This window comes from Erythrobacter sp. QSSC1-22B, assembly GCF_001678665.1.
In the GTDB taxonomy this organism is placed as follows: domain Bacteria; phylum Pseudomonadota; class Alphaproteobacteria; order Sphingomonadales; family Sphingomonadaceae; genus Qipengyuania.
In genome coordinates this window covers 127,564-145,484 of record NZ_LZRP01000004.1, presented here as the reverse complement: position 1 = coordinate 145,484, position 17,921 = coordinate 127,564, and the positions used below count along the sequence as shown (strand labels likewise).

Below are 17,921 nucleotides of genomic sequence, written 5' to 3'. Positions count from 1 at the left end.
ATTGCGGGCCGGGTTTTAAACGTCATGCGACATCGACGTTGCTTACATCGATGTCAACACGGGGCAAGTTACTCTTCGAGAGCGATCTCCTCGACGTCGAGATCGAGCGCTTCGAGCTGGGGGCGGACCACGCTGGCATCGCCGACCACGACATAGACGATGTCGTCCTCGACGAAGTTCTGGCGCGCGATTGTGTCGAGATCGGCGGCGTTGAGATTGCGATAGGTCTCGGCGAGACCTTCGTAATAATCGTCGTCGCGATTGTAGCGCACGATCGTCACCAGCCCGCTGAGGACATCGCCCGCAGTCTCGAACTGGCCCGGAAGCTCGCGCATATTGCTGTTGATGATGCGCTCCAGTTCGTTGGGCTGGACACCGCGGGTGGCCACGAACTCGTCGATCTCGCGCTGGACCTCGACGATCGAATCTGCAGTCCGGTCGGCCTGGACCGGGGCGCGGACCCCGTAGAAGACGCGGTCGAGCACGGTGCCGACCCCGCCGCCGGCGCCATAGGACCAGCCCTTGGTCTCGCGCAGATTCATGTTGATCCGCGAGAGGAAACCGCCGCTCAGCGCTTCATTGGAGGCGCTGAGCCGGGTCAGATCGTCGGTCTCGCCGCGCGCGTCGAGCACCAGCCCGCCGTAGATGATCGATTGCGGCGAATTGGGACGGTCGAGCAGCACGATGCGCTGGCGCGGTTCGGGGATCGCGGCATCGTACCCCCGCTCGGGCGATCCGCCCGCCGGAGCCTGCCAGTCGCCGAAGCTGGCTTCGAGCAGCCCGGTGGCTTCGGCCAGCGTCGTATCGCCGACGACATAGATCCGCGCATTGTCGGGACGCAGCCAGCGGTCGTGAAAACCCTGCAGATCGGCTGCGGTGAGCGCCTGGAGCCGATCCGCCTTGCCAAGACCGGAGGAGGGCAGGCCATAGGGGTGGTCGCCGTAGAGCGTGCGCCGCAGCGCCCGGTCGGCGATCTGGTTGGGCTCCTTGAGCTCGGCGGTGAGCGCATTGAGCAATTGCGCGCGCTTGCGCTCGATATCGGCGGTGCGGAAGCCGGGCTGGCGGATGAATTCGGCCAGCAGTTCGAGCGATGGAGCCAGGTTCGGCGACAGGCCGCTGAGCGAGAAGGTCGTCCAGTCGGCATTCGCGCCGGCCGAGATATCGGCTGCCAACCGCTCCTGTGCGATGGCGAACTCGGTCGAGTTGAGCCGCTGCGTGCCTTCGTCCATCGTCGCCAGCATCAACCGCTGGGTGCCCAGATCGCTGCGGGTTTCCGCCGCCCGTCCGGCATCGAATTCGACCATCACCGACACCGTCGGCACCGCGTCGCGGCGGGCAAAATAGACCTCCATGCCGTTGGACAGGGTCGCGCGTTCGATGTCGGGGAAATCGAGATCGACCAGCGTGCCGATCTCGGGCAGCGTGGAGCGATCTGCCTGCGCGAAGACGGCCAGCGCCTCGAGGTCGCAGACCTCGGGCTTGCAGTAGTTGGCCTGCGTCAGGTCGGCGAGGCTGGCGGGGCCTTCGGGGTTGCTCCCGGTCACCGCGCCGCCGCGGTTCTCGCCGCCTTCGGTGCGTTCGCCGGGATTGAACACCAGGTTGAACACCGGGCGCGAGAGCCAGGTGCGGGCGAGCGCGTGGACCTCCTCGGGCGTGGCCGCGGCCATTGCCGCGAGCTCCTTCTCGACCTGGCCGGGATCGCCCATGTACAGTTCACCGGCGGCCAGCTGCGGGGCCTTGCCGCCAAAGCCACCGACCGATTCCAGCCCGAGGATCACGCCCGCCATGGTGCTGACCTTGGCGCGCTCGAGCTCGTCGGCGGTCGGGCCGGTGGCGAGGAATTCGGCGATCTGCGCATCGAGCTTGGCGGCGACTTCCGCCGGATCGACCCCCGGCTTCACATCGGCCTGGACGACGAACACGCCGGCGTCCTCGAGCGAGTAATTGAAGGTCGAGACCGACACCGCCACCGGATCCTCGCGCACCAGCGCGTTGTCGAGCCGCGAGCTCGATAGTCCGCCAAGTACCGCCGAAGCGAGGTTGAGCGGCACTGCCGCTGGCGAGTTCGAGCCCGGCACGGTCCACATGCGGAACAGTCGCGTGGTGGAGATATTGTCGGTGGTGACCCTGGTCTTGTCTGCGGGCAGCGTGGGCACCGTCACATCGGGGTGAACCACTTCGGGGCCGGCGGGAATGTCGCCAAACCATTGCTCAACCTTGGCGCGCGCGGTGGCGGTGTCGATATCGCCTGCAAGCACCAGCACCGCGTTGTTCGGCCCGTAATGGTCACGGAACCAGCTCTGGACATCCGCCATCGAGGCATCGTTGAGATCGCCCATCGAGCCGATCGTCGAGTGGTGGTAGCGGTGCCCCTTGGGGAACAGGTTTTCGAAGATTTCGTAACGCAGCAGGCCGAAGGGGCTGTTGTCGCCCTGGCGCTTCTCGTTCTGGACGACGCCGCGCTGGTTATCGAGCTTCTCCTGCGTCACCGCGTCGAGCAAATGGCCCATGCGATCGCTCTCGAGCATGAGGATGCGGTCGAGCGCGCCGGTCGGTACGGTCTGGAAGTAATTGGTGCGATCGGGGCTGGTGGTGCCGTTGACGTCGGTGCCGCCCATCTGCTGGATATATTCGAACCAGTCCGCAGGCGCGTTCTCGGTGCCGTTGAACATCAGGTGCTCGAACAGATGCGCAAAGCCGGTCTTGCCCGCGGGCTCGTGCTTGGAGCCGACATCGTACCACACCGATACGCCGACCAGCGGCGCCTTGCGATCCTCGTGGACAACCACGGTCAGGCCGTTGTCGAGCGTGAACTTCTCGAACGGCAGGTCGACTTCGGCAACCAGATCGGACAGCGGCGCGGGTTCGAACTGCGTTGCGGGGGCAGTCGCGGGATGATCCGCAGCGGCAGTGGCCGAAGCGCTCGCGAGCGGGTCGCTGGCGGTGGTCGAACAGGCGGCAACGCTCAGCGCGATCAGGCTGGTCGATAGAATGCGTATCATGGCGAATCCCCTTGGAAGTACTGCTATTGACTAAATGCTTATCGGCGATTGGTCACGATCTTCCGGCTGGCGGCATTGGCCAGCACATCCTCGCGCCAGAAATGGACCGGTTTCAAGCGGTGCTGGACGAACAGCGCGGACTGATCGGCATAGTGCTTGCTCTCGGGCCTGGTGGTCGCCGCACCGAAGGGCTGGATCGACCGCGACGAGACCCGCTGCCCTTGCGTCCATTCGACCCATTGGATGAAGCTGTCGCCGTGGCGGACCGACAGCCGGCCATCGTCGTCCACGTCCCAGCTGGTCGAGGCGCGCAAGGTGTCGGAACCGCCATCGAGCGGCAGATCGACCTCGCCCTGGCGCAACCGCAGTAGCTCGCCCATCGGCGGATCGATGCGGCCGAAGTGCGTGTTGAGATGATCGACCGTCTCGCGCAGTTCCTCGCGCAGATCCGGCTCGGGCTCGTTCTGGTATTCGGCCGACATGAAATCGCGGATCAGCAGCAGCGCGATCGCATCGGCCGCGCCGATGTTGTCGGCGGTGAAATCCCAATCGAGCAGCAGGTTGCGGGCGCGGTCGAGTTCGCTGTCGTCCGACAGGTCGATCGCCTCGAGCGCGTCCCACAGCCGGGCGACATAGCCCGAGCGCTCATAGGTCTTGTCGTATTTGATTGCCTCGAGCCGGGCGCGGTCGAGCAGCCCGCCTTCGCTCATCAGGCTCCAGGCGCGGCGCGAACGGTTGGTCTGCTTGAGTTCGACCCCGAGTTCGGGGGCGAAATCTTCCGGCGACAGATCGCTTCCTTCGCCCGCCGCGGTAAAGGGTGTGTTGTTGGCGTTGTAGAGCCAGCCGCTCGCCGGGTTCACATAGCGCGGCAATTGTTCGTAATCGACCGAGCGGTTCCAGATCAGCGAGGGATCGTCGCCCGGCAGGATACCGCGCCAGTTCACCCCCGGCTTCCGATCGGGCAGCGCGGCGTTGTAGATATAGGCGATATTGCCTTCCTGGTCGCCGTAGATGAAATTGGTGCTGGGGATGTCCATCCGCGCGAGGATGGTCTCGAACTGCCCCAGCGTTTCGGCCTTGTTGAGCCGGTAATAGGCATCGAGCTGGCCGAGATCGTCGATCCCGCCATAGCGAATGGCGAAGGCGCCGCTGTCGTTGACGATCACCGGGCCATGGACGCTGCGGTGCACCGTGCGACGGATCGGCAGCGTGATGGGACCTATCCGCACGGGCAGGGTGACCGTCTGCTCTTCCAGCTCGAGCCAGCGATCGCCGAGCTTGTAGCGGGTTCCGCTGTCGTCGAGCACGAGCTTGTAGACATCGACCATGTCGGGTCGGTTGACCGTGTTGGTCCAGCCCAGATTCTCGTTATGGCCAAGGAAAGGGAACGGGCTGCCGGGGAAATTGGCCCCGGCAAAGTGCCAGCCTTCGCCGCTTTCGACGACCAGCTCGTACCAGGCGACGCCGCCGCGCCACGGCTGGTGGGCGTTGGAGATGAGCACGGTCGGGCCGCCGGATTTTTCCGGGGTGACCGCGAAGGCATTGGAGCCGGACAGCGCGCCGTCCTCGCCCATGGGAAGCGGGAATGCGCGGGCGGTCGTCTCGGGCTCGTCACCGGCGCGGATGACGCGTGCCGGCGGGATGCCATCGTCAGCCGCGCCCGGATCGGGAGTGATCGCCGGGCCGAATTCGGGCCGCATCGGCTCGTTCGCCACCAGCGGTTCGATGATGTTGTTCAACCCGAAGAAGAACGGCTGGCGCAGCGCGAAGCCGGCGGCGATATCCATCCCGTCGAGCGGGAACAGGTTGGCGAGCTTGACCTCGCCGGGATGCTCGCGCGCGTATTGGTTGAGACCGCTGGCATAGGCCTCGAACAGCGCGCGGGTGTCGGCGGGAAGGGTGGGGTAGTGCCGCTCGGCGGTGTCGCGCGCGCCGAGCAGATGGTAGACGTAATCCACCGCCGCGCCATCCTCGCCGGCGATCGCGCCATAGCGCCCGACGCTCATTGCGGCGACATCCTGCAGGGTGAAGAAATCATCCTCCGCATGGGCGATGGCGACGCCATAGGCGACATCGGCATCGGTTTCGCCATAGATATGCGGGACGCCGAAATCGTCGCGGATGATCTCAGCGGTGTAATTCTGCGATGGCGGCGCGGTGCCATCGCGCTTGGCCCAGAACGGCTCCCAACTCGCCAGCGCGACAAACGCGAGCAGCACGACAAGAAGCAGGGCGAAGCCCATGCGCGACAGCCATTTGGTCATGAAATTCCTCTCTTGCGGCAAATGAGTAGCCGCCTCGCGTCCGCGTACAAGCCCGCGCGCGAAGAATTTTTCTCAGCGGCCCCTGTCGGCGGTGCGAGGCAACCCTATATCCGGGTAATACACCGGGAAATTCGCGAGCCTGGCCGCAGAAGGCCTTGTGTTGCGAAAGGGCAACACCATATCTGGCGGGTCATCCATAGAGGGGTTGTTCAATGAATCTGGAAAAATTCACCGATCGCGCGAAGGGCTTTCTCCAGGCCGCGCAGACCGTTGCGATCCGCATGAACCACCAGCGGATTTCGCCCGCTCACTTGCTCAAGGCGATGATCGAGGACGCAGAAGGCATGGCCTCGGGGCTGATTGCGCGCGCCGGCGGCAATCCGCGCATGGCCGAGGACGAGATCGACGCCGCGCTGGCCAAGGTCCCCGCGGTCTCGGGCAGCGGTGCGCAGGCGCCCCCCGGGCTCGACAACGACGCGGTGCGGGTGCTCGATCAGGCGGAGCAGATCGCCGAGAAATCGGGCGATGCCTATGTCACCGTCGAGCGCCTGCTGGTCGCGCTCTCGCTCGCCACCACCACCTCCGCCGGACAGGCGCTCAAATCGGCGGATATCGATCCGGTCAAGCTCGAGTCCGCAATCTCCGAATTGCGCGGCGGGCGGCGGGCCACTTCGGCCAGCGCCGAGGAAACCTACGACGCGATGGAGAAATACGCCCGCGATCTCACCCAGGCCGCGCGCGACGGCAAGCTCGATCCCGTCATCGGCCGCGACGAGGAAATCCGCCGCACCGTCCAGATTCTCGCCCGCCGGACCAAGAACAACCCCGCGCTGATCGGCGAGCCCGGCACCGGCAAGACCGCGATCGCCGAAGGCCTCGCGCTGCGGATCGCCAATGGCGATGTCCCCGACAGCCTCAAGGGCCGCACGCTGATGAGCCTCGACATGGGCTCGCTGATCGCGGGCGCCAAATACCGCGGCGAGTTCGAGGAGCGGCTCAAATCGGTGCTCGACGAGGTCAAGCGCGCCGACGGCCAGATCATCCTGTTCATCGACGAAATGCACACGCTGATCGGGGCGGGCGCGAGCGAGGGCTCGATGGACGCCTCCAACCTGCTCAAGCCCGCGCTCAGCCGCGGCGAGCTGCATTGCATCGGCGCGACCACGCTCGATGAATATCAGAAATATGTCGAGAAGGACCCGGCGCTGCAACGCCGCTTCCAGTCGGTCTATATCGACGAGCCCAGCGTCGAGGACACGATCTCGATCCTGCGCGGGATCAAGGACAAATACGAGCTGCACCACGGCGTGCGGATCACCGATGGCGCGATCGTCGCGGCGGCGCAGCTGTCGAACCGCTATATCCAGAACCGCTTCCTGCCCGACAAGGCGATCGATCTGATGGACGAGGCCGCAAGCCGGATCCGCATGGAAATGGAGAGCAAACCCGAGGAAATCGAGGGTCTCGACCGGCGCATCATCCAACTCAAGATCGAGGAGCAGGCGCTCCAGAAGGAAAGCGATCGCGCCTCGAAGGACCGGCTCGAGGCCTTGCGCAAGGAGCTCGCCGAGCTCGAGCAGCAATCGAGCGAGCTGACCACGCGGTGGCAGAACGAGCGCGACAAGATCCACGCCGAGAGCCACCTCAAGGAACAGCTCGACGCAGCGCGGATCGAGCTCGAACAGGCGCAGCGCGGTGGCGATCTCGCGAAGGCGGGCGAGCTGTCCTACGGGCGGATTCCCGAGCTGGAGAAGCAGATCGAAGAAGCCTCGGGCCACACCGAAAATGCCCTGCTGCGCGAGGAAGTGACCGAGAACGACATCGCCGCCGTCGTCAGCCGCTCGACCGGCATTCCGGTCGACCGGATGCTCGAGGGCGAGCGCGAGAAGCTGCTGCAGATGGAGGAAATCCTCGGCAAGCGGGTGATCGGCCAGCGCCAGGCGATCGACGCGGTGTCGAAGGCGGTGCGGCGTGCGCGGGCGGGCCTGCAGGATCCCAACCGCCCGCTCGGCAGCTTCCTGTTCCTCGGCCCCACGGGCGTGGGCAAGACCGAGCTGACCAAGGCGCTCGCGACCTTCCTGTTCGACGACGACGACGCGATGGTCCGCATCGACATGAGCGAGTTCATGGAGAAGCACGCGGTCGCGCGGCTGATCGGCGCGCCTCCCGGCTATGTCGGCTACGAGGAGGGCGGGGTGCTGACCGAGGCGGTGCGGCGCCGGCCCTATCAGGTCGTGCTGTTCGACGAGGTCGAGAAGGCGCACCCCGATGTGTTCAACGTGCTGCTGCAGGTGCTCGACGACGGGCGGTTGACCGACGGGCAGGGCCGCCGGGTCGATTTTGCCAACACGCTGATCATCCTGACCTCGAACCTGGGCAGCCAGTTTCTCGCCAATATGGATGACGACCAGAAGGTCGAGGATGTCGAGCCGCAGGTGATGGATGTGGTGCGCGGCCATTTCCGCCCCGAGTTCCTCAACCGGCTGGACGAGATCATTCTGTTCCACCGGTTGGAGATGGAACACATGGCGCCGATCGTCGCAATCCAGGTCGCCCGGGTGCAGAAACTGCTCGCCGACCGCAAGATCACGCTCGACCTCACCGATGCCGCACTGCGCTGGCTGGGGCGGGTCGGCTACGATCCGGTCTATGGCGCGAGGCCGCTGAAACGCGCGGTGCAGCGCTATGTCCAGGATCCGCTGGCGGACCGGATACTCAAGGGCGAGGTGCCCGATGGCTCGACGGTGGAGATCGACGAGGGGGATGGGAAGCTGCAGATTGACGTGCGCTAGGCGGGTTTGCGCGCTCCATGTGAATTGCCGAACGAAAAAGGCCCCGGTTACCCGGGGCCTTTTCTTTTATCCATTCGTGCAGAAACGATTAGAAGAGAGCGCGCACACCGGCGAAGTACTTTCTTCCGAATGTCTCATAAATTGCACTTCCGTCACCAAGTCCCGTGAGGCCCAGCGGGGGATTGGTGTCGAGGAGATTTTCGACGCCGGCATAGAATTCAAACGAGTTCTCGTTCTCTGCGTTCTCGACTTGGAAGGCGAAGCGAAGGTCGTGGTACAGTGTTTCCGGATATTCCAGCGGGAAGGCGGCGTCCGGATTCTGCGCGGGACCATCATTGAGCGGGAATTGAGCTTCGTACGACGTCGTCAATTGCGGGCCAATATACCGTGCCCCATATCCGACAGTGAACTGACCGAACGTCAAATCGAGGTCGAACACGAACTGGTCCTTCGGGTCGCCGAGTTCACTGAGGATCCGGTTTTCGAAGTCAGGGTTGGTTGGATCCTGGAAGTTGCTCGACGTCAGAACGTGCGTGTAGATTACCCTCGCATTTACGAAAGTGTCCTCGGCAATGGATTTGCGATAAGAAACGTCGAAGTCGATGCCTTCGCGGACGCGATTTGCAAAGTTCAAGGGCGACTGGAGGATCGATCCCTGAAGCACCTGGCCCGGTTCCTCACCCTGCGGGCCCGTGCCCGCCCCATTGCGTTGGAAGTTGGCGCAGAACGGATTGTCGAGCGTGGGGAGATCATAACAGGTGGCGATGATGGTGTTACCAGCAACCGCCGCAATCACGTCTTCCACTTCGATGTTGTAGTAGTCGACAGTGATAGCAAAGCCAGGAAGAAAGCTTGGCTGGTAAACGCCGCCGATGGTGTACGAAATCGACGTTTCTTCGAACAAGTTGGGGTTCGAACCGTTGAGGCCTTCCGTTGAAACGGCCGCATTGGCGATCGACTGGAAACCCGGATCGTTCAGAATTGCACCAAGGTCTGCCCGACAATTGGCGGCGCGGAACTGAGAACCCTGGTTGATACGGACTGATCCGCACGGATCTGTAACCGTAATGAAGGTTACATTCGGCTCGCCAGCCGTGTCCGTGTAGTTAGGAGCGCGGACGGCCTGACCGTAATTGGCACGGAACAAAAGGTCCGAAACGGGAGACCAACGGACACCCAGATTGTACGCATAGGTTGTGCCGATCGGGCCTGTGTAGTCCGAAACGCGACCAGCAGCGCTGACCGAAAGCTCATTAAAGAACGGAACTTCGGATAGCAGCGGGAAGTCGACTTCTGCAAAAGCCTCTTTAACCTCGAAGGGTTCTTCCGGGTTGAACTGCGTCAGAGGGTTGGTGAACGTCAGGTTCTGCTCGATCGCGTCGTCCGCCCGGAAGAAAGCATCTTCGCGACGATATTCCCCACCCACGACGAAACCGACAGGGCCTCCAGGCAATTCAAAGAAGCTCGCCGTCGTGCCCGAGAGGAACGCGAGCGCATTGTACTGCTCGAGCTTACCGAAATTGCCGGCGTCGGCGGTGATGTAGTCGGCGGCAGCACGGTTATCCGGGGCACCGAAAGCGTTGTAAGGTACGCAGGCGGCGATGTCGCCGGCAAGCGTGGAAGCAGGAATACCTGCCTGACCGAAGGCTGCGGTGGGGTCGAACTGCGAGCGACACTTGATCCGACCGTCGGCAGGATCGCGGCCCGCATCGAGCGCAAGCAACAGGCGTTGCGTGAACACGTTGCCAAGCACGTCGATGGATTGTTCGGTCCGACCGTAGTTCCCGGCAATTTCGTAGCTCAGGTTCGGGGTGATTTCACCGCGTGCGCCGAGAACGAGACGATAGGTTTCCCGAACGGTATCCTCGTCACGAAGGCCAAGATCGATCAGGCTTCTGTTGACCGTGAAGCGCTGGCTTCCGTCGGCAACTGCAGCCTGGCTGATCGGACCACCCGCGATCAGGTCGTTGACGCGACCGTCACGGAGCAATTCGGTGGTGATAAGCTGACGAGCCTGGGGGTTCAGGAAGGGATTGTCGAGACGGAAACGAACGCGCGGATCCGAAAAGGTGAAGCGACCCTGGAAGAAGGCAGGGCCGGAGTTCGAGCCCTGAGTGGCGGCGCGCACGTATTTGGCTTCCATGAAGGTCTCGAATGCAGGCGAGAATTCGTAGGTAGCGAACAGGTTCGTTGCGATACGCTCGTTCTGCGGACGAACGGATGTGCGACGACCTTCCCGACCGGTGTCACCATTGCCGCCGAAAAAGCCGCCGAACTGCGACGTGCTCACGCGGCCGTCAAAGGTTTGCGGGACGAGTCTACCGTCGGGCAGGAACAGGAAGTTGCAGTTGAAAGCACCGCCGGTCAGCGTAGCTCCGCCGCATTCGTTCCGCGCAGTACGCTGCGGGAATGCTACGAGACCGAACTGGGAGATCGTGCCCGAGCGCGAGTCACGAACAAAGACCGAGTCCGGGATGCCGTCCGAGCTGCTGCCGGCGGGATCGAGGCTGGTCTGGAACAGGCCATCATTCGACCGGAGATGCGGCAGCTGGGAGGCGAATACGCGCTCCTGCTCGGTGTACTCGGCTGCGAACGTGATGTTGCCGCGACCGTCGGCGAAATTCCTGCCGATGACGCCCGAGAGGGAGTAGTTCAGGCCCGCACCCACTTCGGTGATCCCGGCATTGGCGCGCAGATCGATGCCGTCGTACTTGTCGCGCAGTACGAAGTTCACCACGCCGGCGATGGCATCAGAACCGTAAACGGCGGAATTACCGCCGGTGACGATATCGATCCGCTCGATGAGTGCAGAGGGAATCGAGTTGATATCAACCGCAGATGCGGTCGAAGAGATGTCGGCCGCGACATGACGCCGACCGTTGACGAGAACGAGCGTCCGCGAAGTACCAAGGCCGCGAAGGTCAAGCAGGTTGAGACCCGCGATGCCGATGCTGAGGCCCGGGTTCGACTGCGAAACCGTCTGCCGAAGGGCAGGAAGATCGTTCAAAAGCTCGCCGACGTTGTTTTCGGCCTGGCGATAAATCTGGTCACCACCGAAAGTGGTCAGCGGGACCGGCGACGAGAGTTCGGGCCTCCGGATACGCGATCCGGTAACGACGATCGGGCCGCCTGGCAGCACCGCATCTCCGGGCTGCAGGACTTCGGTTTCCTGGGCAGTTTCGTCCTCATCGGCATCCTGCGCGAAGGCAGGAGCGGAATATCCGGCGATGCCGAGCGCGAGAACACCGGCGGTCGCAAACAGGCGACCCTTGCCGCGACCCGCAAAAACACGTGATGCATTCATGATTGATACTTCCCCAAGAGATGCCGGTGCGACCCGGCCGGAATTAACGCTGCAGAGCCACGCTGCGAGTCCGCGGACCCATGCCCTCTGCTTTCGTGCATGACGGTTTAATCTCTAGCAGTGAGGTCGCAATTGAATTCCGGCAGGCGATGGTGCTTCGATCGCGAATGTCACGTTAATGCAACAGTCGCTCGCCAGGAAATCTCGCGGTTCTTGGCCTTGGAGCGCGGGGGTAGCGACGGGAATACGCGGGCGCTTCATTCAATACGCCGTCCCTTAACCCCGATCTGCCCGTCGATGCGGATCAAGAACGAGCCAAGCGAGGCTTTCTTGAGAACGATCGAATTCCCGACCTCTGGTGGACGCAGGCGCAGCGGGGCATTGTTCACCTGCCATTTGCTGCCCTCGGCGATGGTGATGATGTAAGTGTCGCGGGGAAGTCGGCGGACGCCGGTAATCGAGGATGTCAGCATCGAGATGTCTTCCTCGTCGTCGACGCTGCCGAAGATGCCGAGCCTGGGCAAGGCGAAGCCGAACAGGCTGCGGCGCGTTTCGCGGACGTCTTCGCGGTCGACGACTTTGACTTCGCCGCTGTCGGCGGCAGCGATTATCGCGCCGACGGATCTATCGAAACAGGCGAGCCGCTGAGCCTCCACGGCGATGCCGCGGCAGGCCTTGAGCTCTGCGATATGGTCGGAAGAAGAGACCTGGCTGGCCGGGGAATCGTGCGCGACCGCCACGGACGCTGCGGACACCATTGCGATGCCCAATGAGAAGCGCAGGCTGTGACTGAACCTGCGGCCCTTAGGATGTGCGCGCCCGCGAGGACGGGCGGCGGGGTGGGTTTTGAACATGCTGGAGCCTCCGTGAACAGACAGTTCCCCAGCTATGGGCAGCTTCGCGGCGCCTGGGAACCCCTTTGCGACGCACAAGAGAAAGGGCGACACGCAAAAGAAAGGCGGGCCGAAGCCCGCCTTTCCTGATCGATGTTGAAATCCGGTTTTAGAAATCAAGCGTCGCGTTGACGAAGAGGTAACGGCCGACCGGATCGTAGGTTTCGACGTAGGTGTTGCCGTTGCTTCCGCCGTAGCCGGAAGCGATAATCGGGGGTTCCTTGTCGAATACGTTGTTCACGCCAAGCCGCAGAGTGAACGGCTCGACCGCGAAGGACGTCGTCAGATCGATGTAGCTCTGTGCGCCGATATCGCCAACCGAGGCAGCGGCACCAGTACCGAGATCGATGTCGCTGCTGCGCTGATCCCAATCGACAGAACCGTAATAGCGCCAGCGGACGGAAAAGCCGACGCCGCTGTCCAATTCGTAACCAGCCCGGAACTGGTGACGCCAATCCGGCCGTGGCGTCAGGCAGCTGCTGCCATGGAAGCCGGCACAGTCATAGACACCGTCTGAACCCGCAGCGGGGATACCCGTGTCGAACAAGAACTCGTTCAGCCAGGAGCCGTTGAAGCTCAGGGAAACCCGGCCCGAACCGACCGGACGAATGTAGCTGGCCGAGACATCGATCCCGCTCGTCGACACGCCGCCGATATTCTGCGTCGTGTTGGTGACGAAGCTGCCCAGAGTCCAGAGAGTGAGACTTCCCGGTGCGCGATTGACGAGGTCGCAGAATTGAGCCTCGCCGGTCTGGCCGCACTGGTTGATCGAGACCTGGGCGCCCAACGTCGAAATCGCATTGGCGACAGAGATATCGAAATAGTCGACCGAAGCGACCAGTCCAGGGATCAGGTTGTCGAAGACCACGCCAGCCGTATACGTGTCCGCGATTTCAGGCTCGGCGTTCGGATTACCACCGATGACCTGGTTGTACTGCGCGGCCGGGCTGGCAACAATCGATCCATAGCGATTTGCCGGAACACCCAAATTCGCACACTGCGCCGCAGTAAAGTCCGGAGTGGTCCCGGCACAAGGATCGCTACCATCGAACAGGGCAATGCGCTGCGGAGAGAACAGGTTGAGAATGTTCGGAGCGCGAACAGCGCGGTTGTAGCCGCCACGGAACTTGATTTCCGGGATCGGGGCGAATTCGACCAGAGCCTTGTAGGTATCGGTCGTGGCACCGGTGCTGTAGTCGGAGTAACGATAGCCAAGCTCGAATGCGAGCAGATCGACAAAACCGTTCTGGATCACGGGAATACGGAGTTCGCCGAACACTTCCTTGACATCGAAGGAGCCGTCAACGTCGAGCTGGGGACTACCCTGGCCCGCGCCATCCTGCGTCTGGAACGCCAGATCGTTGGTCGTGCTCAGCTGTTCCTTGCGGTATTCGGCACCGACTGCGAAGCCGATCGGATCCGCATCGAACATGCGCACAAGGTCGCCGGCGATGTAGGCGTTGACGATCGTTTCCTTGACTTCACCCTGCGAAAGCAGCGGGATGTTGACATAATCGATCGCGGCCTGAGTGATGCCCTGACGCGGGTCGGTGCCTGCGATGATACCCGCTCCCTGGAACGGATTGTAAACCGCACAATTCGGGTCTGTGCCGTCGACGACGGACTGACAGACAACGTTTCCATCGGCATCCACGGTTGCGTTGAATGCATTGCGCAGGCGCGATCTCGAAAAGTCGTTGTTGTAGACCTGACTGAAGATGGTCGTCCCGAACTGGCCCGAAACATCGTAGCGGATCGTAGGAGTGATCTGCCCACGCAGGCCGCCGACAATGCGGTAGGCGGTGTGACGCAAATCGTCGAAGCGCGGTCCACCCTCGACGTTGCGCTTGCCGATGAGGATCGGCACGACGCCCGCCCCGGTCGGATCGGTGTCAGCGACGCCATCGTCGTTCGTGTCGATGAAGTCGCCTCTTGCCTCTTGCCCGTCGATTGCCGCGCACAGGGTGGCGCCTTGGGTGGCGGTAAAGAGCGGACTGTCGCAAGCCAGATTGTACTGATCGGCGAAGAACGTACCCGACTGTGCAATCTGCGCCTTTGAGCGATCGTCCATGAACATGAATTCAGAGTAGACAGTCACTTCAGGCGAGATTTCGTAATCGGCGAAATAGCCTGCAGTATAGCGGGTGTCGGGACGCTGGAAGTGATTTATGGGATTGTAGTTATAAGGCTGATAAGGGGAGCTGAAGTCTTCCGCCCCGTCGGCCACGAGCGTGCCAAAAAGATCGAAGAACGGATCGGTAATCGTTGCGTTGGGCGCAGTCGACGAACCGCCGCAGCCGACCCCACTGCCCGATCCCGTCAATGCACAGAACGAATAGTCGCGCGAGCCGAGCAACAAGGCGTCAACCTGACGATATCCGGCATAGGCGGTCACGTGACCACGGCCGTCGTCAAAACCAGCACCCACAGTCAATTCGGCGCTGAATTGTGCGCCGCCTACGGAGTTGCCCCTGGGTGGATTGAAGCCACGCGCATCGTTCAGATCGAGAATGGTCTCGTCATCGGCGCTTACGACCTGGCTGGTGCCATTGTCATGCTGGTAAACACCATATTGCGTGTTGAGACTGACCCCTTCGAAGTCAGTGTTCATCACGAAGTTGACAACGCCGGCCACGGCGTCCGCACCGTAGGTCGCTGAGGCACCGCCGGTCAGTACCTCGACACGCTCAATCAGACTTGCAGGAATCTGGTTAAGATCGGCGACCGGCAAAGCGGGATCGCCCGGCTGCAGGCGGCGACCATTGATCAGGACAAGCGTACGTTCCGGGTCAAGCCCGCGAACATCCACTGTCGCTGTTCCACTGGCGCCATTGGCGATGAATGCGTTCTGGCCACCCAGGACCTGGGGCAAGGAGTTCAGGAGATCTTCGACGCGCACCGCACCAGATTTGGCGATCTCTTCCTGACCGACGACGGTAACTGGACTGGCGCTTTCCACCTCGGGGCGCGCGATGCGCGAACCCGTGACGATGATCGCGCCGGTCTCGGCGACCTGTTCTCCATCGATGCTCTCTTCTGCGACAGGCGCAACTTGAGCAATCGCCGGTTGCGCTGCAAGCGCAAGGCCCAGCGCGATCGGCGCTGCGCTAGCCTTGAGAAGGTTGAGTTTTTTCATGAATTCTGTCCCCTTTAAATTTTACCACAAATGCGGTTCCGGTTTCGTACGTTATGCCCCAACACGATATACGACTGGATGCGTGCCTAGCTGCAGCCAGAGATGCTCTAGTCGCTCCGTGGCCGCAAATCCGTTTCCCAGCGGCCGTGAAGATTGGCAGCACGTGTCGCCATTTTGCAACATTCAAGGAATGACATAAACCCTTCGCTTTTCCCGACCGGCTTACGGGATCGTGGCTTTCGTGTTGGAGGCATAACTAAGTTTGACAGAGCGGTAAATTTGGGGGGACAGGTCGCGGCATCCGTCCGCGCCATTGCAGCAGATGCAGGCTGAAGCTCACCGCAGACCATACAGTTGACCTGCTGCCGAATTGCCGCGGTTCACCGGCTTGACCCATTGCGACCCGCGCCTTAGGCAATAGAAAAACAAGTAGCAAAACAAAACCGGAGAGAGCCGCAATGCCAGAAGCCTATATCGTCGAAGCCGTCCGCACCGCCGGGGGAAAGCGGGGGGGGCGACTTGCGGGTGTTCATCCTGTCGATCTTGCTGCCCGAGCGCTCGACGCGATCATCGAGCGCAGCGGGATCGATCCCAAGGCGATCGACGATGTGATCATGGGCTGCGTCAGTCAGGGCGGCGAGCAGGCGATGCAGGTCGGGCGCAACGCGGTGCTGGCAACCAAGCATCTGGGCGAGGGCACGCCTGCTGTCACCATCGACCGCCAGTGCGGATCGAGCCAGCAGGCGATCCAGTTCGCCGCGCAGGCGGTGATGAGCGGAACGCAGGATTGCGTCATCGCCGCTGGCGTGGAGAGCATGAGCCGGGTGCCGATGGGCTCGACCGCGATGTTCCATATGAAAGAGGGGCTGGGGAACTACAAATCCCCGGGGCTGGAAGAGAACTATCCCGGCATCCAGTGGTCGCAGTTCGTGGGCGCGGAAATGATCGCCCGCAAGCACGGCCTCTCGAAAGACGATCTCGATAATTTCGCGCTGCAAAGCCACCTCAAGGCGGCGAAAGCCACCGAGGCGGGGGCGTTCGAGAAGGAGATTCTGGCAATCGCGATCGAGACCGCCGACGGCGAAGCCATGCATACGGTCGACGAGGGGATCCGCTTCGACGCCACGCTGGAAGGCATCCAGTCGGTCAAGAAACTGTCCGAGGAGGGCAAGATCACCGCCGCCTCCAGCAGCCAGATCTGCGACGGTTCGAGCGCGGTGCTGGTGGTGTCCGAACGGATGCTCAAGGAGCACGGACTCACCCCGCTGGCGAAAATCCGCAATCTCACCGTGACCGCGGGCGATCCCGTCATCATGCTGGAAGAGCCGCTGTTCGCCACCGACCGGGCGCTGGAGCGCGCCGGGCTCAGGATCGAGGATATCGATCTCTACGAGGTCAACGAGGCCTTCGCTCCCGTACCGCTGGCCTGGCTCAAGCACACCGGCGCCGATCCGGAACGGCTCAACGTGCATGGCGGCGCGATTGCGCTTGGCCATCCGTTGGGGGCGAGCGGGACCAAGCTGATGGCCACGCTGGTCCATGCGCTGCACCGCCATGGCAAGAAATTCGGGTTGCAGACGATGTGTGAAGGCGGCGGCGTCGCCAATGTCACGATCGTCGAACGGATGTAGCCAACAGCGCCATCCCCATAAGAGGCAGGGTCCCTTGCCCAAGGCGCACGGATTTTTCACAACATATCCCGGATTTCACCGGGATGACTTTCGAATATCAGGAGAGAACACATGGAAGTTTCTGCTAATACCCCCGCAGTCGTCACCGGCGGCGCGTCGGGCCTCGGGGCGGCCACCGCCCGCGCGATCGCTGCCAAGGGCGGCAAGGTCGCGATCTTCGACATGAACGAGGAGAAGGGTACCGCTCTCGCCAAGGAACTGGGTGGCGTGTTCTGCAAGGTCAACGTCACCAGCGACGAGGAAGTCGACGCCGGTTTCGCCAAGGCCCGCGAAGCGCACGGTCAGGAGCGGATCCTGGTCAATTGCGCCGGCATCGGCAATGCGATCAAGACCGTCAGCCGCGACAAGCAATCGGGCGAAATCAAGATTTTCCCGATCTCGGCTTTCGACTTCGTGATCCAGGTCAATCTGATCGGCACCTTCCGCTGCATCGCCAAATCGGCTGCGGGGATGATCACGCTCGAGCCGCTGAGCGAGGACGGCGACCGCGGCGCCATCGTCAACACCGCCTCGGTCGCGGCCGAGGACGGCCAGATGGGCCAGGCCGCCTATTCCGCTTCCAAGGGCGGCGTCGTCGGCATGACCCTGCCGATCGCGCGCGACCTGATGCGCGAGGGCATCCGCGTGAACACGATCCTGCCCGGCATCTTCAACACTCCGCTGATGAACGCCGCGCCGCCGCAGGTGAAGGAAGCGCTGGCCGCCAGCGTGCCGTTCCCCAAGCGTCTCGGCAATCCCGAGGAATATGCCAAGGTCGCGATGTGCATGATCGAGACCGGCTATTTCAACGGCGAGGATGTCCGCCTCGACGGTGCGATCCGGATGGCACCGCGCTAAGC

Annotated in this window: 8 protein-coding genes; 3 read left to right on the top strand and 5 right to left on the bottom strand. The window is 62.6% G+C overall.

From position 1 onward, the window contains the following. Positions 1-68: 68 nt before the first annotated feature. Positions 69-3,002 (bottom strand): pitrilysin family protein, encoded by a 2,934-nt coding sequence (locus A9995_RS08370; RefSeq protein WP_067611397.1) that lies wholly within the window; start codon positions 3,000-3,002, stop codon positions 69-71. A gap of 38 nt (positions 3,003-3,040) precedes the next feature. Continuing rightward, on the bottom strand, positions 3,041-5,266 hold the full coding sequence (locus tag A9995_RS08365; protein ID WP_199797236.1) for a penicillin acylase family protein: 2,226 nt from the start codon (positions 5,264-5,266) through the stop codon (positions 3,041-3,043). A gap of 212 nt (positions 5,267-5,478) precedes the next feature. Here A9995_RS08365 and clpB point away from each other — a divergent pair, with 212 nt between their 5' ends. After that, positions 5,479-8,058 (top strand): ATP-dependent chaperone ClpB, encoded by a 2,580-nt coding sequence (clpB, locus tag A9995_RS08360; RefSeq protein ID WP_067611395.1) that lies wholly within the window; start codon positions 5,479-5,481, stop codon positions 8,056-8,058. An 88-nt stretch (positions 8,059-8,146) separates the two neighbouring features. Here the strand turns inward: clpB and A9995_RS08355 are convergent, their stop codons facing one another. From A9995_RS08355 to A9995_RS08345, 3 genes are all read right to left on the bottom strand, one after another. Next, positions 8,147-11,362, bottom strand: coding sequence for a TonB-dependent receptor domain-containing protein (locus A9995_RS08355; RefSeq protein WP_082992583.1), 3,216 nt, complete (start codon positions 11,360-11,362; stop codon positions 8,147-8,149). Between the two features lie 257 nt (positions 11,363-11,619). Next, on the bottom strand, positions 11,620-12,375 hold the full coding sequence (locus A9995_RS08350) for a hypothetical protein (RefSeq protein ID WP_233998140.1): 756 nt from the start codon (positions 12,373-12,375) through the stop codon (positions 11,620-11,622). Next, on the bottom strand, positions 12,365-15,391 hold the full coding sequence (locus tag A9995_RS08345) for a TonB-dependent receptor domain-containing protein (protein WP_067611391.1): 3,027 nt from the start codon (positions 15,389-15,391) through the stop codon (positions 12,365-12,367). The genes A9995_RS08350 and A9995_RS08345 overlap by 11 nt, the downstream gene beginning before the upstream one ends. 458 nt (positions 15,392-15,849) lie before the next feature. Between A9995_RS08345 and A9995_RS08340 the strand changes: the two genes are divergently transcribed. Both A9995_RS08340 and A9995_RS08335 read left to right on the top strand, forming a co-directional pair. Beyond that, positions 15,850-17,022, top strand: a complete 1,173-nt coding sequence (locus A9995_RS08340; protein WP_067611388.1) for an acetyl-CoA C-acetyltransferase — start codon at positions 15,850-15,852, stop codon at positions 17,020-17,022. A 111-nt stretch (positions 17,023-17,133) separates the two neighbouring features. Continuing rightward, positions 17,134-17,919 carry an SDR family NAD(P)-dependent oxidoreductase gene (locus A9995_RS08335; RefSeq protein ID WP_067611383.1) on the top strand — a complete coding sequence of 262 codons (786 nt, stop codon included), beginning with the start codon at positions 17,134-17,136 and terminating at the stop codon, positions 17,917-17,919. The last annotated feature ends 2 nt before the right edge of the window (positions 17,920-17,921 follow it).

Excerpts from the sequence above, each read along its gene's own strand:
- A9995_RS08345 (WP_067611391.1), bottom strand. The coding sequence starts at position 15,391 with ATGAAAAAACTCAACCTTCTCAAGGCTAGCGCAGCGCCGATCGCGCTG.
- A9995_RS08340 (WP_067611388.1), top strand. The coding sequence starts at position 15,850 with ATGCCAGAAGCCTATATCGTCGAAGCCGTCCGCACCGCCGGGGGAAAG.
- A9995_RS08365 (WP_199797236.1), bottom strand. The coding sequence starts at position 5,266 with ATGACCAAATGGCTGTCGCGCATGGGCTTCGCCCTGCTTCTTGTCGTG.
- A9995_RS08335 (WP_067611383.1), top strand. The coding sequence starts at position 17,134 with ATGGAAGTTTCTGCTAATACCCCCGCAGTCGTCACCGGCGGCGCGTCG.
- clpB (WP_067611395.1), top strand. The coding sequence starts at position 5,479 with ATGAATCTGGAAAAATTCACCGATCGCGCGAAGGGCTTTCTCCAGGCC.
- A9995_RS08355 (WP_082992583.1), bottom strand. The coding sequence starts at position 11,362 with ATGAATGCATCACGTGTTTTTGCGGGTCGCGGCAAGGGTCGCCTGTTT.
- A9995_RS08370 (WP_067611397.1), bottom strand. The coding sequence starts at position 3,002 with ATGATACGCATTCTATCGACCAGCCTGATCGCGCTGAGCGTTGCCGCC.